20 protein-coding genes are annotated in these 24,951 nt (G+C 59.8%); 12 read left to right on the top strand and 8 right to left on the bottom strand.

Going from position 1 to position 24,951, the window contains the following annotated elements; all coding sequences use genetic code 11:
• Positions 1 to 722 precede the first annotated feature (722 nt).
• Positions 723 to 4,325 (top strand): caspase family protein, encoded by a 3,603-nt coding sequence (locus H0921_RS04030; protein WP_194536759.1) that lies wholly within the window; start codon positions 723 to 725, stop codon positions 4,323 to 4,325.
• A 73-nt stretch (positions 4,326 to 4,398) separates the two neighbouring features.
• Here the strand turns inward: H0921_RS04030 and rsmA are convergent, their stop codons facing one another.
• Together rsmA and H0921_RS04020 are read right to left on the bottom strand one after the other, a co-directional pair.
• The gene (gene rsmA / locus H0921_RS04025) at positions 4,399 to 5,436 is read right to left on the bottom strand and encodes a 16S rRNA (adenine(1518)-N(6)/adenine(1519)-N(6))-dimethyltransferase RsmA (RefSeq protein ID WP_194536758.1); all 1,038 of its coding nucleotides are present in this window, start codon (positions 5,434 to 5,436) and stop codon (positions 4,399 to 4,401) included.
• Positions 5,437 to 5,446: 10 nt separating this feature from the next.
• Positions 5,447 to 6,058 (bottom strand): riboflavin synthase, encoded by a 612-nt coding sequence (locus tag H0921_RS04020; protein ID WP_194536757.1) that lies wholly within the window; start codon positions 6,056 to 6,058, stop codon positions 5,447 to 5,449.
• Between H0921_RS04020 and H0921_RS04015 the strand changes: the two genes are divergently transcribed.
• A complete protein-coding gene (locus H0921_RS04015; RefSeq protein WP_228498986.1) occupies positions 6,057 to 7,295 on the top strand; it encodes an aromatic ring-hydroxylating oxygenase subunit alpha in 1,239 nt (412 codons plus the stop codon). The genes H0921_RS04020 and H0921_RS04015 overlap by 2 nt on opposite strands.
• Before the next feature lie 50 nt (positions 7,296 to 7,345).
• On the opposite strand, the gene ahcY is transcribed toward H0921_RS04015, so the two are convergent.
• Positions 7,346 to 8,710: an adenosylhomocysteinase gene (gene ahcY, locus H0921_RS04010; protein WP_194536756.1), complete on the bottom strand. Its 1,365-nt coding sequence runs from the start codon at positions 8,708 to 8,710 to the stop codon at positions 7,346 to 7,348.
• 72 nt (positions 8,711 to 8,782) lie between these two features.
• Positions 8,783 to 10,426, bottom strand: a complete 1,644-nt coding sequence (locus H0921_RS04005) for a cryptochrome/DNA photolyase family protein (protein ID WP_228498985.1) — start codon at positions 10,424 to 10,426, stop codon at positions 8,783 to 8,785.
• 115 nt (positions 10,427 to 10,541) lie between these two features.
• Here H0921_RS04005 and H0921_RS04000 point away from each other — a divergent pair, with 115 nt between their 5' ends.
• Together H0921_RS04000 and H0921_RS03995 are read left to right on the top strand one after the other, a co-directional pair.
• A complete protein-coding gene (locus H0921_RS04000) occupies positions 10,542 to 11,477 on the top strand; it encodes an ABC transporter ATP-binding protein (protein ID WP_194536755.1) in 936 nt (311 codons plus the stop codon).
• Positions 11,478 to 11,611: 134 nt separating this feature from the next.
• The gene (locus H0921_RS03995) at positions 11,612 to 12,316 is read left to right on the top strand and encodes a hypothetical protein (RefSeq protein WP_194536754.1); all 705 of its coding nucleotides are present in this window, start codon (positions 11,612 to 11,614) and stop codon (positions 12,314 to 12,316) included.
• On the opposite strand, the gene H0921_RS03990 is transcribed toward H0921_RS03995, so the two are convergent.
• Positions 12,258 to 12,728, bottom strand: coding sequence for a DNA polymerase ligase N-terminal domain-containing protein (locus H0921_RS03990; RefSeq protein WP_194536753.1), 471 nt, complete (start codon positions 12,726 to 12,728; stop codon positions 12,258 to 12,260). The two genes, H0921_RS03995 and H0921_RS03990, sit on opposite strands and share 59 nt — an antisense overlap.
• 349 nt (positions 12,729 to 13,077) lie before the next feature.
• On the opposite strand from H0921_RS03990, the gene smpB reads away from it, so the two are divergent.
• The 3 genes from smpB (at position 13,078) to H0921_RS03975 (ending at position 15,663) form a co-directional block, all read left to right on the top strand.
• Positions 13,078 to 13,590, top strand: coding sequence for an SsrA-binding protein SmpB (gene smpB, locus H0921_RS03985; protein ID WP_194536752.1), 513 nt, complete (start codon positions 13,078 to 13,080; stop codon positions 13,588 to 13,590).
• Positions 13,591 to 13,855: 265 nt separating this feature from the next.
• Complete coding sequence (locus H0921_RS03980) at positions 13,856 to 14,914, top strand: hypothetical protein (RefSeq protein WP_194536751.1); 1,059 nt, start codon at positions 13,856 to 13,858, stop codon at positions 14,912 to 14,914.
• Positions 14,915 to 14,955: 41 nt separating this feature from the next.
• A complete protein-coding gene (locus tag H0921_RS03975; RefSeq protein WP_194536750.1) occupies positions 14,956 to 15,663 on the top strand; it encodes a hypothetical protein in 708 nt (235 codons plus the stop codon).
• A 200-nt stretch (positions 15,664 to 15,863) separates the two neighbouring features.
• Here the strand turns inward: H0921_RS03975 and H0921_RS03970 are convergent, their stop codons facing one another.
• The gene (locus H0921_RS03970) at positions 15,864 to 16,592 is read right to left on the bottom strand and encodes a HEAT repeat domain-containing protein (RefSeq protein ID WP_194536749.1); all 729 of its coding nucleotides are present in this window, start codon (positions 16,590 to 16,592) and stop codon (positions 15,864 to 15,866) included.
• Positions 16,593 to 17,001: 409 nt separating this feature from the next.
• Between H0921_RS03970 and H0921_RS03965 the strand changes: the two genes are divergently transcribed.
• The 4 genes from H0921_RS03965 (at position 17,002) to H0921_RS03950 (ending at position 22,782) form a co-directional block, all read left to right on the top strand.
• Positions 17,002 to 18,009: an ROK family protein gene (locus H0921_RS03965; RefSeq protein ID WP_194536748.1), complete on the top strand. Its 1,008-nt coding sequence runs from the start codon at positions 17,002 to 17,004 to the stop codon at positions 18,007 to 18,009.
• Between the two features lie 159 nt (positions 18,010 to 18,168).
• On the top strand, positions 18,169 to 20,700 hold the full coding sequence (gene pheT, locus H0921_RS03960) for a phenylalanine--tRNA ligase subunit beta (protein ID WP_194536747.1): 2,532 nt from the start codon (positions 18,169 to 18,171) through the stop codon (positions 20,698 to 20,700).
• Between the two features lie 222 nt (positions 20,701 to 20,922).
• Positions 20,923 to 21,417 (top strand): MarR family winged helix-turn-helix transcriptional regulator, encoded by a 495-nt coding sequence (locus tag H0921_RS03955; protein WP_194536746.1) that lies wholly within the window; start codon positions 20,923 to 20,925, stop codon positions 21,415 to 21,417.
• Positions 21,418 to 21,513: 96 nt separating this feature from the next.
• Complete coding sequence (locus tag H0921_RS03950; RefSeq protein WP_194536745.1) at positions 21,514 to 22,782, top strand: NAD(P)/FAD-dependent oxidoreductase; 1,269 nt, start codon at positions 21,514 to 21,516, stop codon at positions 22,780 to 22,782.
• 3 nt (positions 22,783 to 22,785) lie between these two features.
• On the opposite strand, the gene H0921_RS03945 is transcribed toward H0921_RS03950, so the two are convergent.
• Positions 22,786 to 23,049 (bottom strand): anti-sigma factor family protein, encoded by a 264-nt coding sequence (locus H0921_RS03945; protein WP_194536744.1) that lies wholly within the window; start codon positions 23,047 to 23,049, stop codon positions 22,786 to 22,788.
• Complete coding sequence (locus tag H0921_RS03940; protein WP_194536743.1) at positions 23,046 to 23,801, bottom strand: RNA polymerase sigma factor; 756 nt, start codon at positions 23,799 to 23,801, stop codon at positions 23,046 to 23,048. The genes H0921_RS03945 and H0921_RS03940 overlap by 4 nt, the downstream gene beginning before the upstream one ends.
• Before the next feature lie 397 nt (positions 23,802 to 24,198).
• Between H0921_RS03940 and H0921_RS03935 the strand changes: the two genes are divergently transcribed.
• Positions 24,199 to 24,921, top strand: a complete 723-nt coding sequence (locus tag H0921_RS03935) for an HAD family hydrolase (RefSeq protein WP_194536742.1) — start codon at positions 24,199 to 24,201, stop codon at positions 24,919 to 24,921.
• The last annotated feature ends 30 nt before the right edge of the window (positions 24,922 to 24,951 follow it).

Below are 24,951 nucleotides of genomic sequence, written 5' to 3'. Positions count from 1 at the left end.
GGCCTACACTCTACTCCGGCGAGCATTTCGGAGGGAAGACGAATCTACCCTTCCACTTCCCGCCCCGCGAGCACCTGTTCGCGCCGGCATATATCCGATCCGATTGTTGATCAATTATTCTACTTATCATTAGTTTATCTTTTACATTAATCCATTTTTTATGAAGTATCGAAATAAACTCCGTCAACGATCCCAATAGGTGACTTTCCAACAGGCGACTTCCCAATAGGCGACTGATACCCAACTGTGAAAGAGCCGGTCATTTTTTACCCTCCAGCATTGGCAACTCTACCCGATGGCGGGGTGATCTCTCGCTCCGTGGGAAGGTTCCTACTCGAAGAGAAAACCCGATTCGCCGTCAGGTTATTGAAAGTATGTACAATAAAATCGAACTTGTCAAGTAAAAAATGGAAAATTTTTCACCTCTGGATAACGGCAGGTCCAGGGGCGGTGACTTCAGTCCTTTTGGAGGCCGGATGAGAAGCAGAAAAAAGCGGTCCTTTCTCGCTGTTCCAGCTTGCGGATGGGCATATTTCGAGGCAGCCCTGGCAGGTTTGCAATGTCTCGCAGCGTGGGGGCTGTCGAAGGGCTGATGATGTGTCCTCGGAAACGTCTCGTTCTGCATTATCAGGATGGTGTAGGCTAGAGTAGGGTCAGCATGGTCGGGAAACGGCCAAGTTGTTACGGATGTGGAGAAGTTCGGGAAGAACAGGAGCCATACCATGCGGTTAGGGGGTGCTTGGAGTCCAACGGGAGGGGGCGCGGGGATCATCGCGTGGCTCTTGTTATGGGGAGCGGGGGAGGCGCATGGCCAGCAATATGACCGACGAGCGCGGGATGAGCCGGAAGTGTGCCTGGAAGCGGGAGGCCGTTACGGAACGTGCGATGTGCTGGGTTTCACTCCGGATGGGAAATATCTTTATGCGGCAGGGGATGACAAGGTCGTGCGTCTGTGGCCCTGCCAAGCGGACGGAGACGGCCGCTTGACCCTGGACAATTCCGCCTCACAAAAACGGACATTACGCTGGCGAGCTTGGCGGGATCAGTTGGGCGGAATCAAGGCTGTCTCGGTGAGTCCGGATGGCCGGCGGGCGGCCGTCGGGGGATACGGCTTACGGATCAGTTCGGTGGCGATCCTGGATAGCAGCAGCGGCAAGACACTCGCCCTCACTTGGCCGCGTGGAGTGGAAGGACAAACGCATTTTGATGCTGTCACCGCTGTGGCATTTGATCCGAAGGGGGAACGTGTCGCCTTCGGAACGGCAGACGGCAGTTTGTGGCTCTGGAAACCGGAGAAACTCACTGTCCCCCAACCGGACGGCCGCACCTGGTCGGCTCCGCTATGCATCGGACGCTGTCCCTCTCTTGCCGCAGCAGGGGGAAGGACGCCTTACAATTTTCCGTGTGCATTACACTTTACCAACCGCCAAACCCTCTGGGCCGTGTCGTATGCCGGTCAAGTGGTGGCTTGCTCGCTCCCTGAAGGACCAGGTGAGGAACCGCCGCCCGAAGTCCCGCCTGTCCAGTTGCTCTTTCGGGTGCATCTCCCCCCCCATCCCCGCTATCCAGTGCATCAAGCGGCTTGGTCGCCGGATGGCCGGTGGCTCGCAGTCGCTCTGAAAGGTCCGTTGGTGCTGCTGCGTTCCGCGGATGGCCAGCAAACCGTGCCGCTGCCTTTGCCGGAGGATCACTTTCCGCGCTGTCTGGCCTGGCGCCGGGATGGGCGGATGCTTGCGGTGGGAGTGGGTAGTGCCCGACCTGCTCCAGCAGGCCAGCCCCGGTTCTATCTGGAAGGGAACGACCATATCCGCTTGTATGCTTGGGATGAAGCGTCGAAAGACAAACCAGCGTATCGTCACTGGCCTCATCCAGGGCGGGTCGAGGCGCTCGCTTTCCATCCGCAGCGGGACGACTACCTGGCCGTGGCCGGGGGGGACGCTGATGAGGTGGCCTTGTTGCGGATCACAGACAAGGGCGTGACACCATCAAGTGTTATTCGCGGAGCGGGCCGGCGACTCTATGGCGTCAATCTTTCGGAAGACGGAGCAATTCTGGGTATCCAGGTCCAGCGTCAGGAAGAGGCTTGGCATCCGAACGCGCGAGGGAAAGGCCCTTGGATACGCTACCATCTGGAACGTTTGCGGACCACGGTAGACACCACTCATCGCTGGATCGGCGTACGCGACACGGATCGGGGTTGGCGAGTCGTGCCGGACCAACACTCCCGTTTTGTCTGGTATGTCGCGCGTCCGGAGGCGGATGGTTCCGGCCCGCGCTGGCGTCTCGCCCTGGATGCGGATCAGGACCAAGCTCCGACCTGTTATACCTTCGTCCCCACTCCTGCCGATCGACCGCCGCGCTTGCTGGTCGGCCATTATTATGGCTGTTCCCTGTTCGAGATCGATCCGGCGCACGTGCGGCTCAACCCGCGCACGGGGCAGGCCGAGTTGCCGCGGAGCAAGCTTTACATTGGTCATGGCGCGGAAGTGAATGCAATTGTGGCGGATGCACAGGGTCAATGGTTTGTCACTGCTAGTTCCGACCAAACCGTGGCAGCGTGGAGCCTCGCCGACTGGCCGTCTCAGGCAGCCTTGGGAGCTAGTTTTGCCGCGCGCGACGGCCAACTGACTGTCACGGCAGTGGATGTCGGTTCACCCGCCTGGGAAGCTGGGTTGTCTCCTGGCGATACCATCGTGTTGCTTGCCGTCGACGGGGAATTGGTCTGGGACCGCCGCCGCCATCGACCGCCCAAAGGCACCATCCCGCAAGCCTTGGAGAAGCTGCGTCAGCCGCAATCGGGAATCGAGTATTTTTTCGCTTGGCAAGCCGGGAAGGCCTTGCGAGCCAGTCCGACACGCCTCAAGCAGCGTCCCCTGTGGAAATGGTTCCCGGTGTTCGATGAACAAGGACATCTTAGTGACAGCGTGCTCTGGATGTGGCACGGGAACTATTATTACACCGACTCCCCGCATGGCGACCGCTATGTAGGTTGGCACGTCAACGACGCTGCGGTGGATGGTACACCGCAGTTTCATCCTCTGGAGCGCTTCCAGCATCTGTTTTTGAAGCCGGAGGTCATCCGTCGGCTGCTACAAACTCGCTCGGTAGCGGAAGCCCTTCGCTTGGGCCGCGGTCAAAATCCCTTGCGGCAGTCCTTCCGGGAAGTGGAACCGCCGCCGCTGGAACTCGCCGTGGACGTAACGGAGGTCCGCGGTCCCGTCGTACCCTTGCGTTTGAGCGTGCAACTTCCGGGAAATAATCCCGATCTACTGCCGGAACGCGTCGAGTTATGGCTCAACGATTACCGCTATCGTACGTGGGACCTGCGTGGGCAAAGGTCATTCCAGGAGGCTCTGGAAGTGCCAGCGTCCTTGTTGCGAACCGGCGAGAACCAGATCACGGCGCTGGCATACAATCCCGCACGAGGCCGGGCGGAAGCGGTTCATTACTTGCGGAAAGAGACCACGCCACCCCAACCACGGCAGCTCTTCGGACTCGCTGTCGGAGTTAACGATTACTCCGCCCACCGCATGGCAGACCGAGTTCGTGCCCGTGGTCTGAGCGATCTGACCTATGCCCGCCATGATGCCGTGGCGCTGCGCCAAGCGTGGCTGGCTTACCAGGGGCCGAAGAAACACTTCACACGGGGAGAGTTGCAATTGTTGCTGGACGAGCAGGTCCGCCGTCCTTCCCTACACGAATCGCTGACCCAACTGGAAAAGCTCCAGCAGCAAGGCAAACTCCAGCCCGATGATCTGGTCATCCTGTTCTTCGCCTGTCACGGGGATGTAGTCGCAACGGAAAGGAAGGCTTCAACACCGGAATCCATCGTCGGATGGTCTAGCACCGCCGTGGAAGGTTCCTTTGTCCTCTGCTGCCATGACTATGCCCCGCAGGCCGCCTCCCGCACAGCGATCGGGGGAGAAGAGCTGGTGGCCGCCTTAAGCCGCCTGAATTGCCGCAAGCTAGTGCTGCTGGATGCCTGCCGTTCCGGAAGGACAGCCGAGGCGGGCTTGTTGCGGCGGCTGGTACCCCTGGGGCAGGGGCCGGCCATCATCGCGGCTTGCGATCTCCACGAGCAGTCGTATGAGGACGCCGCGTTGCAACACGGGGTCTTCACCTATGCCATTCTGGAAGCACTCGGCCAGCGTTTTCGAGCGGCGGATCGCAACTCTGACGGAACCCTCACCGTGGAGGAACTTTACCAGTACGTATCTCGGCGCGTACCGGAGTTGCTGCGCGAAAGCGGCGTGGAACACCAGCAGCATCCGGTCTGTTTCCCGCCCCCCCATGCACTGCCTCACCTGCCCCTGGTGGCACGCTGAGGAAGGTCACGGTGTCATGAAACTGGACTCGCCCCTGACCTGGAACGCAGGAATGCCGCCACGATTCCAGGGTTTAACCGAAGACTTCGCAGAGGCGCAGGTGTTGCTCGATCGTCAGGTCTTCTGCGCGTGCCTGACCATCGATGCCTAGGGCGCGGAGGCGGGCATCGACGGTGGCTTTATCCTGCCGGCCGCGAGGCCAGCCGGTCAGAGCCTGGCGCAGGTTCTTGCGCCGGTGAACAAACAGATCGCGGAGATAGGCGCGGAACCGAGGCACATCCCCCACCCTGGCTCGCCGGGCGGGATCGGGACGGATGCGAACGATGGCGGAATCAACCTGCGGGCGTGGGAAGAAGTTGCTCGGCGCCACCTTGCGGATCACCTCGACTTCCGCCAGGCTCTGGACCAGAATTGAGAGGGCGTTGTAATCCTTGCTGCCCACCTCGGCTCGCAGACGCTCGGCGATTTCCCACTGCACCATGACAACAAACCGTTCGATATCTTCGCGAGCAATCAGCAGATTGCTGATTACCGGGGCAGCAATCACATACGGCAGATTGGCTACTACCTTCCTCCGGCTGCAGGAGAAGGCCTGAGCCATTTCATCCCAGCTTGCGAGCAACTGGGGATTCATCTGGTTTTTGTTGGCCAAGGCGTCCCCCTGCAGAAAACGCACGTGGGGGCGAGGGCCAACCACCTGCTGGGCAATGGCGGCTAAAGCCGGATCGATCTCGATCGTCACCACGGCTCCGGCCTGATCAGCGAGCTGCGCGGTGAGTGATCCGGTTCCCGTGCCGACTTCCAGTACGGCGTCGCGCCGATCCAGCTCCGCACTGCGTACCAGCAGGTCCAACAGATTCAGATCGATCAGGAAGCTCTGCCCCAGCTTGTTCTTGGCTTGAATCCCATGGGCGGCGAGCAAGTCCCGCAGATACCGCAGCGTCTGGCGGGGCGATGCTGCCTTCGCCTCCCCTGCCGCTGAGTCCGGCTCTGCTCCCATCTCCTCAGAGGGTGGAGGAATCTCCGCAGCACGATTGACCTGAGCCGGTGGTGTAGCCTCCTGCCCCTCTGGCTGGCTCACCGTTCCCGAATGATCCGACTGGCTAGTCATGGCATCTCGCTCAATGGGCATTCGCTGATCCGACATAACGGCGCACCAAACGACAAATATACTTGGCAATGAGGTCAAATTCGAGATTGACTGCGGCCCCTACACTCTTGCGCCCCAGTGTGGTCACAGCCAGAGTGTGGGGAATCAACATGATACGGAAGTGATCCTCGGTACAGGAGACAATGGTCAGGCTAACACCATCGACGGCGATCGACCCTTGCGGCGCCAGGTAATCGGCAAATGAGGAGGGGTAACGGATGTCCACATAGCGCCATTCTCCCTCGTGAGCTTCCGCGACGATGGTTCCCACGGTATCGACATGTCCAGTGACCAGATGGCCGCCCAAGGGGTCTCCGGCACGCAGGGCGGGTTCCAGGTTCACCATATCTCCTGGCCGCAGTTGGCCCAAGGTGGTGCGTGCCAGCGTCTCCGGCCCGACCTGGGCGGCGAAGCCATCCCCCTCTTTGGCGGCGACCGTCAGGCAGACGCCATCGACAGCGACGCTATCTCCCACTGAAAGTCGTTCCACAAGCGGCGTACCACCAATGAGCATTCGCCGGCCACTCTGGTCGCCCGTCTGCCAGCGGACCATTCCCATCGCCTGGACCAATCCTGTAAACATGGTTTCTCCTGAATCCAATCGTGTCCGTTCCTCTGGCTCCTGGCATCTTTGTTGCTCCCATTTACATTATCCCTGGCAAGACAAAAACACCGATGAAAGAAATCGCCGCCGCCATCACCTGCGGGAGTACATCGAAATGGGCATGCTGGAGCATTGGCATCCTGTGGCTCGCAGTGCCGACTTGAGGGGGCAACCGCTTGAGGTGCAATTGGCGGGTATTCCGATTGTCCTATTCCGCACTCGAAGCGGGCAGGTGGGCGCCCTGTCCAACATCTGCCCCCACCGGCGTTTCAAGCTCAGTGCTGGGGAAGTCGTCGGCGAGCGCTTGCGCTGCCGCTATCACGGCTGGACGTTTTCTCCCGACGGTCAAGGCGAAAGTCCTGCGACGCCCAAACTCCACGCTTGCATTTCTAGCTATGAGACCCGCGAAATCCACGGCCTCGTCTGGATCAAACCGCGGGACAGCCAGGCGGCCTTCCCCGCCATCGAAGCCGAGGGATTTTACTACATCGGCACGTTCGTGCATGACGCCCCGGCTCCGCTAGAGCTGACCGTGGACAACTTCAATGAAATCGAACACAGCGGCACCGTCCACCGCACTTTCGGCTACGATTTGGAGCGGCTGCACGAAGTCGTGGTGGAGTACCAGGCGAATGACGACACCGTTTGGGTGCGCAATCGCGGGCCGAGCAAGCGGATTTTCTGGCTCTATGCCCTTTGGCTGGGCTTGCGCCGCGGCGATCTGTTCCACGATCACTGGACCACCCGCTTCTCCCCTGTCCACTCCGTCTTCGACCATTGGTGGACCGATGCCACAGGCCGCTGCGAACGGATGGTCCGCTGGCGTGTCTATGTCTTCTATGTTCCGTGGGACCAGCAGCGCACACGCGTCTTCTCCATCGGCTTTGCCCGGTCCCGCTATCCTGGTCCCACTGGAGGATTGCGCCTGATCCGCTGGCTCTTCCGCCGGGAACTGGATCGGGAAATCCGCAACGATGTCGCCATCCTCCACAATCTGGCCAGCTATGAGACCGGGATCGCCGGCCTCAAACTCGGACGTTTCGACAAGGTCCTCGGCCTGACCCGCGAGCGGATCGAACGCATCTACCGCCGAAACGGAAAGCCGCTGAGTGGTTCCTGGCAAGGCGATGACATGTCGGAGGGAGGCCACCCTCCCGCCGTTTCGACTCTCCCCGCGAGGAACGGTTCGCATCTACCACCGGAAACAACGGGGTGATGGTCCGGAAAGCAGCCTATCGGGACCGCTTCGGCAGCAGGGATTGGAAATCATGTGCCGTGCTGCCAAGAGGCGGCGTAGGCCTTTTGGTCCGGCGTCATTTCGTCGATGGCAATCCCCATGGTCGCCAACTTGGTGCGGGCCACATATTCCTCGATTTCTCGCGGGACATCGTGGACCTTGGGGGCGAGCTTGCCGCGATTTTTGACGCAGTATTCGGTGGCCAGCGCCTGAGTCGCAAAGCTCATGTCCATGACGCTGGCGGGATGCCCTTCGGCAGCGGCCAGATTGACTAGCCGCCCGGAGCCGATGACGTAGATACGGCGCCCGTTCTTCAGGCGATATTCATCGACTTCCGGCCGGACTTGAGGGGTAAACTGCACAGTCTCTTCCTTCAAGGCGACCAGATCAATTTCGACATCGAAGTGGCCGCTGTTGCACACCAGAGCGCCGTCTTTCATGACCAGGAAATGTTCCCGGCGAATGATATGCTTGTTGCCGGTGACGGTGATGAACAGATCGCCGATGCGGGCCGCCTCACTCATGGGCATCACCGCGAATCCATCCATAGCCGCTTCGAGAGCACGGATGGGGCTGACTTCCGTCACGATGACCTGTGCTCCCAGGCCGCGGGCACGTAGGGACACCCCTTTGCCGCACCAGCCATAGCCGGCCACGACCACCTTGCGGCCGGCCAAGAGCAAATTGGTCGCGCGGATGATCCCATCGATTGTGCTCTGTCCCGTGCCGTAACGATTATCGAAGAAGTGTTTGGTTTCCGCATCGTTGACGGCGATCACAGGAAACTTGAGGACGCCATCCCGTTCCATAGCGCGCAAGCGGATCACGCCGGTGGTCGTTTCCTCCATGCTGCCGATGATGTCGTTGAACAACTGCTTGCGCTGTTCGGGGCTGAAACGCTCGGCCCATTCCCGGACCGGCTTTTGGTGGGTGCTGAGCAAATCCAGGCGGTCAATAGCAATGAAGATCATGGCCGAGACCAGGTCCGCCCCGTCGTCCATCGTGATATGGGGACGATGGTCCAGTGCCATCGCCACGTGCTTGTAGTAGGTTTGGGCATCTTCTCCGTGGATCGCAGCGACGGCGATGCCGAAATCCCGCACCAGACTCGCCGCCACATCATCCTGTGTGGAGAGCGGATTGGAGGCGATCAGCATCAGGTCCGCGCCGCCGGCTTGCAGGGTTCGGGCCAAGTTCGCCGTCTCCGAGGTGACATGCAAGCAGGCCGCCATGCGCAGTCCTGTCAGCGGCTTCTCGCGGGCGAACCGTTCCCGAATCTGTGCCAGCACCGGCATGTCCTGGTCGGCCCAGCGAATGCGCCGCAATCCCTGATCGGCCAATTCTGGACGGGCTATGTCACACTTGCTACTCGGTGGCTTCGTGGTGGAACTCATGGATTCCCTCGACTTGTTATCTCCTCAACCTGCGGATAGCCTGAGTCAGTGTTATCCACACGCTCCCCATTCTCAGGTGCCATCGTTGTATGGGAAAAGATGGCCTTGTCGAGACGGAGCTGTTCCCTTGGCCGCAGCACTCAGGCGGGACACATACTCGTAGTAGCCGCGCAAAGGGAACTTCCGAGCCGTGTTCTCCGAAGACATGTACCGGACTTTGCCGAAGACGGGCCGCTCCGGAGTCCAGGGCCGATCGAATAAACCAAAGCACCAAAGGATGCCGGTGTACGAGTTGGGGTCCCGCCCATCCAGAGCGTATTTGTTGTTGAGATGTTCCAGGATGAAGTAGGCTTGGAGCGGCGAAGGGGACCACTCCAGGACCTTCTTCCCCCACAACATGCGGAGATAGTTGTGGATGCGTCCGGTCAGGAGCAGCTCTTGCTGGGCGGCATTCCAGAGGGGATCGTGTGTGTCCGCATGCTCGAATTGCTCCAGATCATAACTGTAAGGACGGGGGTCTTGTGCATGCTGCTGCAAGGTGGTATAGGCCCACTTCGGCAGCACCAAGGCCAGTGGATCGCTGGATCCCGTAGAAAAATCCCAGCGAGCAAAATGGAAGTGCGGCGGATGCGCTCCCGTATGCCAACTGACCGTTCCCGGTGGCTGGCCCGTCATAGCCAACACCTGGGGGCGGAAAAAGTAGTGCCAGACGTAGCCGACATCCCGCCAGATCAAGCTTTCGTCGAGAAAAGCGTTGATATTAGCATCACGGCAGAAGAATCCTTCGCGCCGTCCCGCTGCACTCCTGTCTAGCTCGTCTAGTGACCAATCGGGACCTAGTACCGCCTCGACCACTTCCTGAATGCTAATATGCCCCCAGCGTAGATAGGGACTCAAGCCGCTGGATGCCCCCTGCTGCGGATCGCTCGGTTGATTGCGCTCCGCAGCGTAGCGACTCAGTCGATGAGCCACGAACTCACGAAGACGAGCTTGGCCAGCTTGAGTGCCACCAGGAGTCGCTGGCACAGGGGGAACGGACTGATCGATACCAAGCCGGGACACGGCCGTGGTTAGGTCCTGCGGGACATCCCAAACAGGAAAGGGAGGCGTAACGGTTCGCCTCACAAAAGCGGGGAAATCCGGAACGCTCGCCGCTCTCTGCTGCCAGGCTTGGGGAAAGTGACGGTGCCACCGCGGGCGCAAATGGGCGGCAGCACCCGGCAGCGGTCCCAACTGCCGCAGGGGAATCAGTCCGTTGCCATCCACACAGAGCAAAGGTACGTGAATCGAGCCTGCCAACGCCTGAATATGGGCTGGCACAATGTAGGCAGGGTAATCATCGGTCACCACGAGGCAGGCTTGGGCTGCCAAGCGTCGGACCAAACCGTGCCCTGGATAATCCGGCGTTTCCACAAATGGCCAATAGGTCAAGCCGTAGTGGCGTGCTGCCGCGGCATTGTCCCGCATTCCCTCCAGGGCGAAGACGTGAAGCCGAGCATTGGCCCAGGGATAATGCCGCTTCAACCCCTCGTAAATGACCAAAGGCTTGTGGAGTCGGACCGCCCAATACCCCGCCACGTCCAGGGCATGATTGCAATGCAGACGGCGGCTGGTCTGCATCCAGTACAGCACATACTGGCCGCGGGGATCGGGAGAACGATCGTTGACACTGCGAATCCGATCCGGACTCGTCCGCCCATGATCTGAGGTCGGCATCTTCCTACCTCCCGCAGGGCACACCTCAGCTTGGAGCTAAGGGGTTCTGAATCGCAGGGTGATCTCCGCCCCCTGTTAGCCGTCGGATCAACCGCTAGAACAATTCATAGTCACCATGAGCCGCCCCGTTCTCGAAGTGATTCATGTTCGCAAGAGCTACGGCGACACCGTCGCTCTGGACGATGTTTCACTGACGGTGAATGAAGGGGAATTGTTCGGATTACTGGGGCCGAATGGGGCGGGTAAAACCACGCTCATTTCGATACTCTGCGGCTTGCTCGATGCGGATGGAGGGGAGGTCCGCCTGTTCGGCCAGACGTTCCATCGCCGTCGCCGGGACCTGCGCCGATGGATCGGACTAGCTTCCCAGGAACTGGCCCTCTATCCCGATCTGACGGCGCGGGAAAATCTCCGCTTCTTCGCCCGTCTCTATGGCCTGGAGGGTTCGGAATTGGAAAGCCGAGTCGCGGAGATGCTCCAGGCCGTCGGGCTGGAGGAGCGGGCCGAGGAGCGGGTGGCAAGTTTCTCCGGAGGCATGAAACGGCGGTTGCATTTGGCCGCTGCGATTGTCCACCGCCCCCGCTTGCTGTTTCTTGATGAACCGACCACGGGGGTGGACCCCCAAAGCCGCAATTACATCTTCGAGTTGATCCGGACCCTCAACCGCGGCGGCATGACAATTGTGTATACCAGTCACTACCTGGAAGAGGTGGAAGCCCTCTGCCCGCGTCTAGCCATCCTTGACGACGGCCGTCTCCGAGCGTGCGACACCCTTCCCCGCCTTCTCGCCCTGCTCGATGGCCAGCTTTTGCTGACGGTGGAACAGGCCAACCGCGACTTCCTGGAGCGGCTGCCCCTCCTACCCGGCGTCAAAAATGCCGTGCAAAAAGATGGACGTTGGGAAATTCTCACAGACCATGTCGCGGAAGTCCTCCCCCGCGTCGTGCGCTTGGCGGCGGAAGTCGGCGTCCAGATCACGGCCATCGATGCTCGGCCGCCTTCCTTGGAACGGGTCTTCCTCCATCTCACCGGACGCGAACTGCGGGATTGACCCCGCCGGTCATCACTCATTGACCCCTCCTGCCGATCGCTCTGGACGCAGGCCGCTTTCCCGGTTATGCCTGGGAATGCTTCACTGTTTCGAATTGGCACTTACCCGTTTGCGGGTTCGACACGAGGCTTTCCGTGATGACCTACCGTCAGAAACGCTGGACGGCGTTCGCCTTGCCGATGATCCTTCTAGTTGCGGTGCTTGCCATCCTCACCGGACTGATCAAGGCTGAACCGGCTTTTTATCGGCAAGTATCCCCTCCCGACACCTACGACACGCGGGAGAAAGCCTCCCACTTGGTCACTCGCATCCAGGATTTCAAGTACGAAGTTCGGACCCGACCCGCTTGGGGCATCCGAATCGGAGCGGAGGAACTCAACTGCTTTTTCGCGGAGATGATGGGACCGCGAGGAAGTTTTGCCGGTTGGCTCCCGTCGGGATTCCACTCCCCCCGTGTGGCCATCGTGGGCGACCGACTCCACTTGGGAGTGCGCTACGGACAGGGCTGGTGGAGCACAGTGATCTCTTTGCAATTGCGAATCTGGCTGGTGGCGGAAGAAATCAACGTCGTGGCAGTGGAAGTCTGCGACTTGCGGGTCGGACAATTGGGCATCGCCCGGCAATCCATTCTGGATGCTCTTAGCGAGGCGGCCCGCGCTTCCCACATCGATGTTACATGGTATCGGCACGGGAGTAACCCCGTGGGGCTGTTCCGGTTCTTTCCGGACCAACCGCATCCCGTGTCGCAAATCCTAACTTTGGAAGTCCACGACGGCAACCTCACGGTGGCGGGCCGCACGCGGGTTGAAGCTGTGGCACCGCCTCCGTCCAAGCCGTGAACGCCGCCCGATATTCCCCGACCTCACCTCCTTCCACACGCCACAAGCGGCAACGAACCTGCCAGCGCTGACCCCACAGGTGTACCACCAACTCCTTCGGACACGGCATCACGCCAGTGTCGTCTCCTCCCGCCGGCTGCTCGACCCCTTCGGCTTGGTCCCCGACCACCGCCACAACCTCATACACCCCGGCATCCCAACGGCGGACCACCCCCCGCCCTCCGCTCACTTCCCCTTCGTAATCCAAATAAATCCGCCGGTGATCCGCGTTGATTTCCGCCCGCATCGTTACCCCGACGGCTGGCTCCTCCCACAACCGCCATGCACGAAGAACCGCCCCGACATCCAGCAGCAAATCCCAGTGGACCGCAGGCCAGTTGTGCTCTAGGATCACGTATCGCCGCTGAGCCATCCCCCCACCCCTACCTGAATCAAAGATCAAATTCCCCAGCCGCCTACCACACTTCTATCCTCCCCACGAAGATTCCCCTTCACCCGTACCTACAACTTCCGTTACATCCAGTTTATAATGGGGACCGAGACGGGATACCGCGGAATGGGAAAGGGCCGCTGGTGGGAACAGGTATCGCGCCGGTGACACAACTTCCCAAACCCGCCGCATTGCATGGGGAACTTCGGGGGTGGGTGGCTGTCCCCTGCCGGAAAGCGGAGGAAGAGCTGAGACCAGCACGAGGTCGAGCCGCCATCGTTTCCCCTGAATGCTCAATTGAGGGGCAAACTCTAGCAGAGGAATAGGCGCCATGTCCAAGGCGAACAAGGAGAAGAAAAAGTCGGCGGAAGAAGGCATCGACATCATCTGCCGGAATCGCCGTGCCACGTATGATTTCGATATCTTGGACCGCCTGGAGTGCGGCCTGGTTCTGCAAGGAACGGAAGTCAAAAGCCTGCGGGCCGGCCATGCTCAGCTCGACGATGCCTTCGCGCGTGTGGAAGATGGCGAAGTCTGGCTCTACGGCTTAGAAATCCCCGAATACGAATATGGGAATGTGCTCAATCACAAGCCCAAGCGCCCACGCAAGTTACTCCTCCACCGCCAGCAGATTACCCGCTTTGCCGCTAAGGCCCAACAGGAAGGACTGACCCTGATCCCGCTGCGGCTGTACTTCAAAAACGGCCGGGCCAAGGTGGAACTTGCCCTCGCCAAAGGCAAGAAGAAATACGACAAACGGGAAGCCCTCCGTCAGCGGGATGCCCAACGCCAAATCGACCGGACGCTCACCGCCCGGCGGCACCGCCACATGCCTCCGCTTTGATCCTTTCCCCCTCGGTCAACCTCCCGCCACCTAACTGCCGGCCTGACTTTATCCCGTATCTTCCTCACCCCTAAGCTCTTACACCATTGTCTCAGCTCATCCGCAGCTTCCCCCCCCCCGCAGCACCTCAATTGCACCCTGCCAAATAAATTCTCGATTTCGACGAACCAAATCCCTAGATGCCGCCTCTTGATCCTGTGGAAGGACGAATGGGGGAAACCCCGGAGGTCCGGCCGTTCCACCCTATCTTCTGGGAGAACTTTCAATGACGCACGTGACCCCAACTTCTGGCCAAAGCAAAGTCCCGCAGAATGGAGCCAATCCGCAGACCGCCCCAGCCCTGCCATCCTGGCTCTACTGGGTGCTACTGACCACGGGCGTGCTCACTGGCGTCTTGCTCGTCAGTTGGGTCCGCGGGCAAGCGGCTCCATCGTCCGAGCCACTCTCCGCCCCGGAGAAGACGACCCAAAAGCGACCATCGCTGGAAGAACGCATCCGCAAACATGAAGAAGAAGCACAACGGCTCTGCCGAGAGGCCCTCGATCGGCAGATGCAGGCGATTCCACGTTTCTTCGGCGATGCGAAACAAGGCTGCCCGGAATTCGCAGATTATGCACTGGGTTGGGGCAGCACCCGCCGTTGGCTGCAGGACCTGCTCCCCTTCGGAGATTGCGAGAAGCATAAACGCTTCCTGGAAGAAAAGTTTGCGGAATGCATTTTCGCCCCAGAAAGCCTCGAAAAAGTCGTGGAGCAAACGATCAAAGCGTATCTGAAAGAGGTGGAGCAAATCGAAAACAACATGCTTCTGAAATTGCAGGAAGATGTGGCAGATTTCCCCACTCCATTCGCCAAATGGGATCGGGAGCAACTTCAGAAAAAGTACACAGAAAGTCTTATCGCGGCTTGCCAGCAGGCGAAAAAGAAACTGCTTTACCATGATTCGACCAAGCTGGCAGCCGTGGCGGGTGATTTGGTTGCCACTCGCATCATCTCCCCACCAAAAATCACAGAGGCGATTGCTACCCAAATTCTGACCCGTTTAGGTTTACGATTGAGTACCAGCGCCGCGGGGATGGCATCCGGAGCGGTCACCTTCGGAATTGGATTGATCGTGGGTGCAGCGATCGATTGGATCATCGAAAGTATTCTCGATCGCAAAGGTGAATTGGCTAAGCAGGTAGAAGCGAACCTCGATGAATTGGAAAAAGAGATCTCCCAAGCAGTTAGGGCAGAACTGCAACAGTTTGCCAAGGAGCGTAAAGCCGTCCGGCAAGCCGCATTGCAGAGCCTGCTCACTCCTACGCCCCAGCGGGATCAGGAGTGATCAGAGGATCCTATCTCCGGGCCAAGATCGGAGAAAGTGCGATGAAGCGACATGTGGTATTTGGGAGCGCGTTGTTGGCAGTGGCGCTGCTGGTGGTCTTATTGGGAATCTTGCCCTGCTGGGGCCAAGGCCGAGCTGCCCCGGCGCGCGAGACAGCGGAATATATTGCCAAGAAATTCGGGCTGCGGTTATCCGCGCAGGAATTGCAAACCTTAGCTGGCCGACTGGAACGCCTCGCCGCCCGGCATGGGGAGGACGCCTACACCGCCGCGCGCAAAGTTGGCCCCCAAGTCTTCCACTACGTCGAGCAGGTGGGGGAACAACACGCCACCCAAGTCATCCGGCTCCTGGCGCGGTACGGGGATGAGGCCGCTTGGGTCGTTCAACGTCCTGCGGCAGTGATTTTGACCCGCCAACACGGAGATGAGGCGGCCCGTGCTCTGATGCGCCACGGAGATGTAGCCATGCCGGTGATCCAAGCTCAAGGGGCACCCGCAGCGCGGGCCTTCTCCGTACTGCAACAACTTCAGAATGGCCGCCGCCTCCGCATGATGTTCGACAACGGCAGCCTCCAACAGATCGGCCGGAACGAAGAATTGTTGGAAGTCATCTTCCGCTACGGCGATCGGGCCATGGAGTTCATCTGGAAACATCGCAAGACGCTGACCTTCGCTACAGCTCTGGCGGCCTTCCTGAAAGACCCGGAACCTTTTCTCGATGGCATCAAGGACATCACGCAAATCCGCTAGAATGCTCGGAGCTTGGGACGGAAAGCGCTGCGAAGGGAATCGCCCTTGAATAAGAGCGACAAGCTCGGTCCCCCCGAAAATCGACCTCACAGACCACAGAGCGGGATCAGACATCGCGGGACTGATCCTGCTTCCATTTGGAACAGGTCATCGGATAGATATCACTTCTTCCGCCCAAGGGGGAATCTAACTGAACCATATCACGACAGGGTGGGGGAAGGGTCTGCCGTTTCGCTGGCGTTTTTGGACGCAGTCTCAGGGCTAACCGAATGGGTTGGGGACGGGAGCGGTGGAAGGACATCCGTTGAGTAGAGACTGAGGGAGCGGGTTTCGCCCGGTGGAGGGGTGGTTGCTACTGCGAGGGCATAGCGGGAGAGCCATTCATCGATCCGCGCTCTGAGTTCGGCATGGGCGTGGAGCCGGGCCTGTTGCAAGGCGGTGACAGCAGCAGGACCGATGCTGCGTAAGGTCGCCGAAGCGACGGCCCGCGTCCGCATGTCGGGATCGGCAATGAGAGCCACCAGGGACGGAGCCGCCGGAGCCGCCAGAGGTCCGAAGCGCTGCAAGGCACCCGCCGCATCCCGCCGCACACTGCCATCCACATCTCGCAAGGCTGCGATGAGCATGCCCATCGCCGGCCAGGCCGGTGGATCGAAATCTCCCAGGGCACGAGCGGCCCGCCGCCGCACGCGGGCCGAGTCATCCTGCAACGCCCTTACTAACGCTGCAATCCGTTTCGATGAGCCTAAAGGTAGCTCGGCCAGAGCTACCACGGCCAACTCCCGAACGTAAGCCAACGGGTGCCGCAAGGCATGAACTAAGATCTCAAACGCTGTACCCACCTGGGAATCCGGAATGCCATGGACCATCACGGCCATGACCAGACGTTGCATCAGGGCGGGTGGTAACGGGGGCGATACGGTTTCCATACTTCCACCGGGCGACAGGGATCGTGGGACGTTTTTTACTTCTGGGCACGGCATGTCGTGCCTCGGATCATCACCAAGTCTAGATCACATTTTCCCCCTGCGCCGACGGGAGTTTCTCTCCTTGGGATCAGCCCAACCCACCCTCTGCCACTGATAACACAGTTTTTCACACCCATCAAAACCTGACTCCGTCAAGTGATTTCCCAGCGAAGGCGGGATGGGGTATTGTCCCAACCGGTTCCTGTCCTCCGGCTTTGCTGAGGCATCTCGGTAGAATCCGAGGGATTAGAAAATTCGATGGCATCCCCAGGACTGGGAAATCAGGTCACCCTAGCCAGCTCCCGCGGACAGATCCCACCCGCAGATATAAGCCATTGGCAAAGGGGAATGGGATACCAAGGAGTCGTTCATGAGCAACGGTGCAGCCGGAAGGTATTACGTGGGATTAGATGTGGGCGGTACCACGATGAAGGCGGCAGTGGTGGATGATAATGGCCGGCCTCTCACGGAACCCGTGGCATTACCCACACGTCCTGAGCGGGGCCAGGAAGCGGGACTGGAAACCATGTGCGAGACGATCCGACAGGCGATCGCTGCCGCCCGTTTATCCCTGGAAGCCATCACGGCCATCGGGGTGGCGACCCCCGGTTTGATGGACATCCGTGCGGGAGTGATTCTCGATCCGCCCAACCTCAAGCCGTGGAAGAATGTGCCCGTCCGGGAACACATCCGCAAGGTATTCGGCAAGCCAACGGCCTATCAAAATGATGCGAATGCCGCGGCCTATGGCGAGTTCTGGGTCGGCGCGGCTCGCGGCTGCCGCAGCATGGTCTTGTTCACCCTGGGTACCGGCGTGGGGGGAGGAATCATTATCGATAATCGGATCATCGAGGGGGAACACAGCCACGGCGGCGAACTGGGACATTTACGCATTGCCTTGCCGGAACAGGGCCGACTCTGCGGTTGTGGAGCGCGGGGGTGCTTGGAGGCTCATGCCAGTGCCACAGCAGTCGTCCGGCGGACCCGTGAAGCCCTGGCGGCCTGGCGCGGCCCCACGCGCCTGCGCGATTACTACACCGCCACAGATGCCGAACTCACCACTCGCGTCATCTTTGACCTGGCCGAAAGTGGCGATGCCCTCGCACTCCAGATCGTCGATGAAACCGCCTATTATCTCGCCTTGGGAGCCACCGCGGTTATTGCCGTCGTGGACCCGGAAATGATCGTCTTCGGCGGCGGCATGGCGGAAGCGGGGGAGGGCTTCCGAGCCAGGATCGATGCCTACGTTCGTCGTTTCGGCTTACCCTATCCGAGCCGCCAGGTCCGCATTGCTTTAGCAGAACTGGGAGCAGATGCCGGTGTCATTGGAGCCGCGGGTTGCGCCCGACAACTGATCCTCGGCGATGGTCGGATTTGACTCCGTTACGGGTGGTCTCCGCGGCGAACTCCCGGCTGCCAGGGCTGTGGTCTTTCGCTAGCATTTCCCCATCCCGCCGGTGGACGATCCTTCCCGGCGCCAGAGGTGAACTGAGCCTGAACTCAGACATTTGCACTCGGATCAGGACGGAAGCCTTCCATGCGTGTCCCGCTGTCATGGCTGCGCGAATACGTTCAGCTCCCCGCAGACTTGCCCGCCTTGGTGGAACGCCTGAGCCGAGCCGGGCTGGAAGTTACCGCTGTTCACGCCTATGGCGTGCCTCTGCCGCCCGGTTTACCGGCACCTCAGGCGCCTCTGGTCTGGGAACGAGATAAAGTCCTCGTCGCCCGCATCCTCAACATCGCCAAGCATCCCGACGCCGATAAGCTCAAACTGGTGACCGTCGAATATGGCGCGGACCAACCCAAGACAGTAGTGACCGGTGCTCCCAATATCGCGGTCGGCGAATCGGGGCAGGTGGTCATCCTGGGCTTGCGTGGCTGCCGCTATTTCAGCATGGACAAGGAAGGACGCAAAACCATCGCCACCTTGGAACCGCGGACCCTCCGCGGCATCCTCAACGATGCCATGTGCATGTCGGAGTTTGAACTGGGACTCTCCGAGGATCACGAAGGGATTATTCTGCTGGACCCCGCAGAAGCTCCCCCTCCCGGCACTCCTGCCGCCGATCTGCTGGGAGATGTCGTGTTGGAGATCGATGTACTCCCAAGCATGGCACGCTGCCTGGGTCTAGTCGGCCTAGCCCGCGAAGTGGCCGCTCTGACGGGATTGCCTCTGCGCCTGCCTGTGGCGAATTATCCCACCACGAGCGAATCCGTCGAGCGCCACGTCCGCGTCTCCATTGCCGATGTCCAGCTCTGCCCCCGCTACATCGCGGCTGTCATTCGCAATGTCCGCGTTGGCCCGTCCCCCTACTGGTTGCAGCACCGCCTCCGCCTCGCCGGCATGCGGCCGATTAATAACATCGTCGATGTCACCAACTACGTCATGCTGGAACAGGGACAACCGCTCCATGCCTTTGATTACGATGTTCTCCTACGGCGCGCCGGTGGGGAAACCCCTCACATCACCATACGCCCTGCCCGACCCGGCGAAACACTCCTCACGCTCGATGGCCAGAAGCGGGAATTGACTGCGGACAATCTGGTCATCGCCGACAGCGCTGGCCCCATCGCTCTGGCCGGAGTCATGGGCGGACAAGAGACGGAAGTCACCGCCCAAACGCGCCACATTCTTCTGGAAGCCGCCACCTTTGACCTGGTGAGCATTCGCAAAACGGCCCGCCAGTTCAACCTTTTCAGTGAAGCGAGCACACGTTTCAGCCGAGGCGTGTCACCCGCTCAGGTCCTTCCTGCCACTCAAAGGGCGCTGGAACTGTTCCATCGTCTGGCCCAGGGTCAAGTCCTCGCGGGACTGGTCGATGTCTTTCCCCAACCGCCGCAAGTGCAAGTGGTCCATTTCACGCAGCGCGACATCTGCCGCCTGCTCGGATGCTCCTTGCCGGAGGGTGAGGTGGAACGCATCCTGACAGCTCTGGACTTTTCCCTCCAGCCCCTGCCGGATGGCTGGCGGGTCGAGGTTCCTCTCACCCGCTTAGACATTCAGAATGGGGCCGCGGACCTGGTCGAAGAACTGGCACGCATCTACGGCTACGACCGCCTGCCGGAACGGCTCCTGCCCCTGGAACTTCCCCCGCCCCAAGTGCAACAGGATGAAGACGGAGAGGAGAAGGTCCGGGACCTACTGGTCCTCCACGGCCTCCAGGAGGTCATCACCTACTCCCTCAGCAGTCCAGAAGCCGAAGCTCGACTCCATCCCAAGCCGAATCATGCCCCTGCCACGGACTACGTCCGCCTGCTCAACCCCATCTCGCCGGAACGTTCTGTCCTTCGCCGCTCACTTCTGCCCGGCCTGCTCGCCGTCGTCCGCCACAATCTTGAGCACAATGACAGCTTGGCCCTTTTCGAGATCGGCCTGGTGTACATCCCTCAGCCTGATTCGGACTTGCCCCAGGAGCAACGCCGTGTCGCTCTAGCCTTGTGGGGCCGCCGTTATTCTCCCGCCTGGGATGATCCGCCTCATTCCCCCGCTCCGCAATACGACTTCTTTGATCTGAAGGGGATCCTGGAAGCCTTGGCAGCAGATCTGCATCTGCCCGACGTGCAATACCAGCCGACTGACTCCGTGCCCTGGTTGCACCCCAAGCGGTGTGCCCGATTGGTCCTGAGGAACTCCAGTCTCGGCGCAGCGGGTCAGATTCATCCGCGCGTGGCGGATCAGTGGCAACTCCCCCGCACTCTGCTCTTGGCAGAACTTGACTTAGAAGCCATTCTGGCGGGCATACCGGAACGGTTCGCCTATCGCCCCATCCCGCCTTTCCCGGCTGCCAAGCGAGATATTGCCGTGGTTGTGCCGGCCGAACTCCCCGCGGAGCATGTTCTGCGGGAAATTCGAACTGCCGGCGGATCTTTGCTGGTCCGAGCGGAATTGTTCGATCTTTACACCGGCCCCGGCCTTCCTCCGGGTACCAAGAGCCTGGCGTTCGCCCTGACCTATCAGGCTCCAGACCACACGCTTTCCGACAAGGAAATCGCCAAGGCTCACGAAAAGATCGAAGGGCGCCTCCGACACGTACTCGGCGCCAAAATCCGCGGCAAAGATATAGCCTGAGATTGCCGGGTCGTAACCCCGTGATCCTTTTCCTTGCGGCACCTTCTCCCACCCTCCATCTCAGCTCCCATCAATCCATCCAAGGTATGCCGCGCTTATCCTGCTTCCTGCCGTCCCTTGAGCGACCGAAAAGGCATCACCGACCGGCAAGCGAGAGGAAACAGAAGATGTCGGAACAATAGTTGTCTGGACAATCAATGTCCCGACGACTATAGTGCTAGTATGAGTGGTCACAGCATAACAGAACGGCGTTCTCCGAGCCGGCGGCGCTTTGACTCCCTGGAACAGGAAGCATACCTGTCGCTCTGGAGAACCTACGATCGGCTGAAAATCCTGGAAGAGGAACTGTTTGCCGAGTATGGATTGACCGCCCAGCAGTATAACGTCCTGCGCCTCCTCCGAGCAGCACGGGAACCCTTGCCAACACTAGCATTGGCGGACCGCCTCATTTCCCGTGCTCCGGACATTACCCGGATGTTGGACAAACTCGAGCAGCGCGGTCTGATCATGCGAACTCGCTCCCCGGCAGATCGGCGCGCAGTATTGGTCAGCATCACCGCGGCAGGACGCTGGTTGCTGGATCAACTGGCGGAACCGCTGCGTCAATGCCATCGGCGGCAACTGGGGCATCTCCGTCCCGAACAGCTACGCCAACTGATCGATTTGCTGCGATTGGTACGATCTCCCCATGAGCCAGACGGCAGCCACTGGAAATAACGCCGGTATAAGTTCGTCCACTGGATGTATCAACGACGTCCGTGTGTGAGATTCCAGGCTATAAATACCATAACCCCCCGTTAGGAGAAGAAGACCATGAATCCAATCACGCAACAGGTGGATGTGGTTGTCGTAGGTGGGGGGCCTTCCGGTTCCACCGCGGCGACCATACTCGCGCAAAACGGCCTGAAAGTCGCCTTGTTTGAACGGGACCACTTCCCCCGCTTTCATATTGGGGAATCCATGATCCCCAATACTTTCTATCCGATGCAGCGCACAGGTCTGTTACAAAAAATGAAGAATAGCCATTTCGTGAAAAAATACAGCGTGCAATTCATCGATCAATATGGCCGGCTTTCGGAACCGTTTTACTTCTGGGAACACAAACCGCACGAATCCTCCCAAACCTGGCAGGTGAGGCGGAGCGAATTCGACCACCTGGCCCTCAATCACGCCCGGGAAAACGGCGTAGCGGTTCAGGAAGGAACGCGGGTTCTGGAGGTGCTCTTCGAGGGTGAGCAGGCGGTCGGCGTCCGGGTGCAACCCGAAGGTTCCTCCCCCTATGAAGTCCGCAGCAAGGTGGTCATTGATGCTAGCGGTCAAAGCACTTTGATCATCGATCGCTTCGGCTTGCGCCAGTGGGACCCGCTCCTGAAGAAAGCGGCCCTATGGACTTACTGGAAAGGAGCCTACCGGGACACTGGCAAAGATGAAGGGGCAACCATCGTCATCCAGACCCAGGGCAAAAAAGGCTGGTTCTGGTATATTCCCCTCCATGACGACATCGTCTCCGTGGGTGTGGTGGCCGATGGCGAGTATTTGCTCAAGCGGGGCAACAAGGACCCGGAGACTATTTACTTCGAGGAAGTGGCCAAGGCTCCCGGCCTGCAACCCCGCATTCGCGGCGCGACACGATGCGACATCTTCCGCATTCAAAAAGAGTATTCCTATCGCGCCAAGAAGGCAGCCGGTAACGGTTGGTGCTTGATCGGCGATGCCTTCGGCTTTCTCGATCCTCTTTACTCTTCGGGTCTGTTGATGGCGATGACCTCGGCCAGCATGGCAGCCGACACGATCCTGGAGGCGTTTGCCCGGCAGGACTTTTCCGAAGCTCAACTGCGGAAGTGGGAAAAGACCTATGTCCAAGGAATGGACCGTGTACGCCGATTGGTATGCGAGTACTACGACGGACTGAGTTTCGGGCGGTTTGTCCGCAAATATCCCCACCTGAAGGGCGCCGTCACGGATGTCCTGATTGGGGACGTGTTCAAGGATGATGTGGATGTGTTGTGGGGTCCGATGGATGAGATGCGGCGGGAGCAGGGCTTGCCGCCTTACGAGCCGTTTGTGGCCGCCGCAGTCTGAAAGTTAGCCATAGCGATCCTTCGTTTCCTCCTGGGGGCGGGCCAATTCCTCTTGCATGATCTGCCAGAGCCGATGGGCAAAGTGTGGGGGCAAGGGCACCTCGCGGGGCAGATGCCGCACGGCCTGAATCGTGAAGCGATAGCTCACCACCTGAGTCCGGCAGTGCTCGCAGGAGGAAATATGCCACTCGACCAATTGCTGCTGTTCGTAGAACAACTGCCCGGTGAGATAATCATCCAGCAGTTGCAACAATTCAGTACAAGTCATGAGATGGATCCTCCGTCAGGCGGGTCGTCCGGAAGGAGGGGTTGGGAATCTGTACCGGCTTCCTGTTCAAAGTATCGAGCCAAGGCAGCACGCATGCGAAGTCGGGCACGATGGAGTCGGCTTTTGACTGCGGCTACGGACAAACCCAATCGCTCAGCAATTTCCGCATTGGATAAATGCTCGACATCGGCGAGCACATAAACATCCCGGTAGGGTTCAGGCAACTGGCGAATGGCTTTTTCGATGATTTCGGCCTGTTCGGCGGTCAAGATCGGTTCTTCCGGCGAAGCATGCCAGCGCTTGACGGGGGAAGTTAGGACAGCGGCATCAAAGGTGGCATCCTCCACCTCGCTGGTCTCGTGTTTTTGCCGGCTGGCCCGTTTGGCACGATGAGCCAAGGCGGCATTGACGGTCACGCGGTGCAACCAGGTACCCAATTGGCTTTCGCCCCGAAAGGTGTTCAGCTTGCGCACCACTTGCAGGAGGACATCCTGAGTTACGTCTTCGGCATCGGCATCGTTTCCAAGCATGCGGCGAGCCAAGGCGTAGATGCGCGGTGCGTATTCCCGGAAGACCAATTCCGGGGTTAAGGGCCGTTCCGCCAACGGTGCCAACGCGGTCGTCGCCGGCGGAGCCAACGGCGCTAATGCCGTCCCCGGTCGGGACCGCAGATGTACCAGCGCACCGCTTCTTGTTGCGGATTCCCGGGAAGCAGTCTTCTCACCCTGACCCTTCTCTGTGTCCGCAGGCATCGCACCGATCCTGGATTTGAGCAGTTTCGATTCATCGAGCGCCGCCTGCGGAGAATCCGGTTTCGAGGGATCACAAGCTGCTTCCTTTCTGCTTAGGTTGGCGGCCGGCAGAGCTTGAGAATGCCGTCCAGATTCTCCAGAGGATGCTGGAGGAAGAACCTGGGACTCCGCAGCGTCGGGCGTGATTCCGGAGGGAACCACTCGCGGAGACGGGCCAGTGTCAGATCGGGATGGCCGCGGTGCCCCAGGCATAGTGGAAAGTACCAGATGCGGAAAAGGAGGTTCATTCCTACCATAGCAAAGGGATCGCACAGAGGAAATACCGCGGTCTGAATCAAAGCGGCGGACAAGGCACTGCCGGCGACGCCAACGGCGATTGCAAGGCGAAAGGGTTACCGTGGCAACAGCACCATCCGGCATACGAGCCGTCCTCCTCGATTTTGATGGGACACTGGCCGACAGTTTCGCGGCCATTACTGCTAGCACCAATCATGTCCGTGCCGCTTACGGGCTGCCACCGTTGAGCGAGGCGGAAGTCCGGCGGCATGTGGGCTGGGGCTTGCAACGTCTATTGCAACAGCTCGTTCCCAATGCGCCCCTTCCCGAAGCCATAGCTCGCTACCGCGAGCATCATGACCGCATCCTGCTAGAACAGACACGCTGGCTTCCCGGTGTCACCACCACCCTGGCGGAGCTAGCACGACGAGGCTATCGCTTAGGCGTTTGCAGTAACAAACGTGTCGAATTCACTCGCCGTCTGGTCCAATCTCTGGCCCTCGGTCCTGCTATCGGTTGCATTCTCGGACCGGAGGATGTCGCGGGTCGAACCAAGCCAGACCCTGCTATGCTTTTAGAGGGAATGCGGCGGCTCGGAGTTTCGCCCCAGGAGGCCCTCTACGTAGGGGACATGAGCATTGACGTGGAAACGGGACGGGCGGCGGGGGTGCCTGTGTGGATTGTCCGCGGAGGTCCCGAAAGCGAGGAGGCCATCCGTCAATCTCAACCGCAACGGCTCTTGAACCAGTTTGACGAGCTGCTCGAATGGCTTCCCCCCCTCTCGGAACAAGACCGGAGCGTCCCAAGCCAACCTCCGCTGCGTACCGTGCAAGCCCAAGATTGAGACATTCCTCACCCCTCTTCGAGTTCTGGC

Source organism: Thermogemmata fonticola (assembly GCF_013694095.1).
Taxonomy (GTDB): Bacteria; Planctomycetota; Planctomycetia; order Gemmatales; family Gemmataceae; genus Thermogemmata; species Thermogemmata fonticola.
The sequence above is the reverse complement of the archived record's forward strand: the minus strand, read 5'-3'. Positions and strand labels throughout refer to the sequence as shown.

What these genes read in the sequence shown, in the direction of transcription:
- H0921_RS03970 (WP_194536749.1), bottom strand. Translation starts at nt 16,592, where the DNA reads ATGGAAACCGTATCGCCCCCGTTACCACCCGCCCTGATGCAACGTCTG.
- H0921_RS03940 (WP_194536743.1), bottom strand. Translation starts at nt 23,801, where the DNA reads ATGCCTGCGGACACAGAGAAGGGTCAGGGTGAGAAGACTGCTTCCCGG.
- H0921_RS03945 (WP_194536744.1), bottom strand. Translation starts at nt 23,049, where the DNA reads ATGACTTGTACTGAATTGTTGCAACTGCTGGATGATTATCTCACCGGG.
- H0921_RS04005 (WP_228498985.1), bottom strand. Translation starts at nt 10,426, where the DNA reads ATGCCGACCTCAGATCATGGGCGGACGAGTCCGGATCGGATTCGCAGT.
- rsmA (WP_194536758.1), bottom strand. Translation starts at nt 5,436, where the DNA reads ATGACTAGCCAGTCGGATCATTCGGGAACGGTGAGCCAGCCAGAGGGG.
- H0921_RS04020 (WP_194536757.1), bottom strand. Translation starts at nt 6,058, where the DNA reads ATGTTTACAGGATTGGTCCAGGCGATGGGAATGGTCCGCTGGCAGACG.
- H0921_RS03990 (WP_194536753.1), bottom strand. Translation starts at nt 12,728, where the DNA reads ATGGCTCAGCGGCGATACGTGATCCTAGAGCACAACTGGCCTGCGGTC.
- H0921_RS04030 (WP_194536759.1), top strand. Translation starts at nt 723, where the DNA reads ATGCGGTTAGGGGGTGCTTGGAGTCCAACGGGAGGGGGCGCGGGGATC.
- H0921_RS03980 (WP_194536751.1), top strand. Translation starts at nt 13,856, where the DNA reads ATGACGCACGTGACCCCAACTTCTGGCCAAAGCAAAGTCCCGCAGAAT.
- H0921_RS03965 (WP_194536748.1), top strand. Translation starts at nt 17,002, where the DNA reads ATGAGCAACGGTGCAGCCGGAAGGTATTACGTGGGATTAGATGTGGGC.
- H0921_RS03950 (WP_194536745.1), top strand. Translation starts at nt 21,514, where the DNA reads ATGAATCCAATCACGCAACAGGTGGATGTGGTTGTCGTAGGTGGGGGG.
- pheT (WP_194536747.1), top strand. Translation starts at nt 18,169, where the DNA reads ATGCGTGTCCCGCTGTCATGGCTGCGCGAATACGTTCAGCTCCCCGCA.
- H0921_RS04000 (WP_194536755.1), top strand. Translation starts at nt 10,542, where the DNA reads ATGAGCCGCCCCGTTCTCGAAGTGATTCATGTTCGCAAGAGCTACGGC.
- ahcY (WP_194536756.1), bottom strand. Translation starts at nt 8,710, where the DNA reads ATGAGTTCCACCACGAAGCCACCGAGTAGCAAGTGTGACATAGCCCGT.
- H0921_RS03975 (WP_194536750.1), top strand. Translation starts at nt 14,956, where the DNA reads ATGAAGCGACATGTGGTATTTGGGAGCGCGTTGTTGGCAGTGGCGCTG.
- H0921_RS03955 (WP_194536746.1), top strand. Translation starts at nt 20,923, where the DNA reads ATGAGTGGTCACAGCATAACAGAACGGCGTTCTCCGAGCCGGCGGCGC.
- smpB (WP_194536752.1), top strand. Translation starts at nt 13,078, where the DNA reads ATGTCCAAGGCGAACAAGGAGAAGAAAAAGTCGGCGGAAGAAGGCATC.
- H0921_RS04015 (WP_228498986.1), top strand. Translation starts at nt 6,057, where the DNA reads ATGGTTTCTCCTGAATCCAATCGTGTCCGTTCCTCTGGCTCCTGGCAT.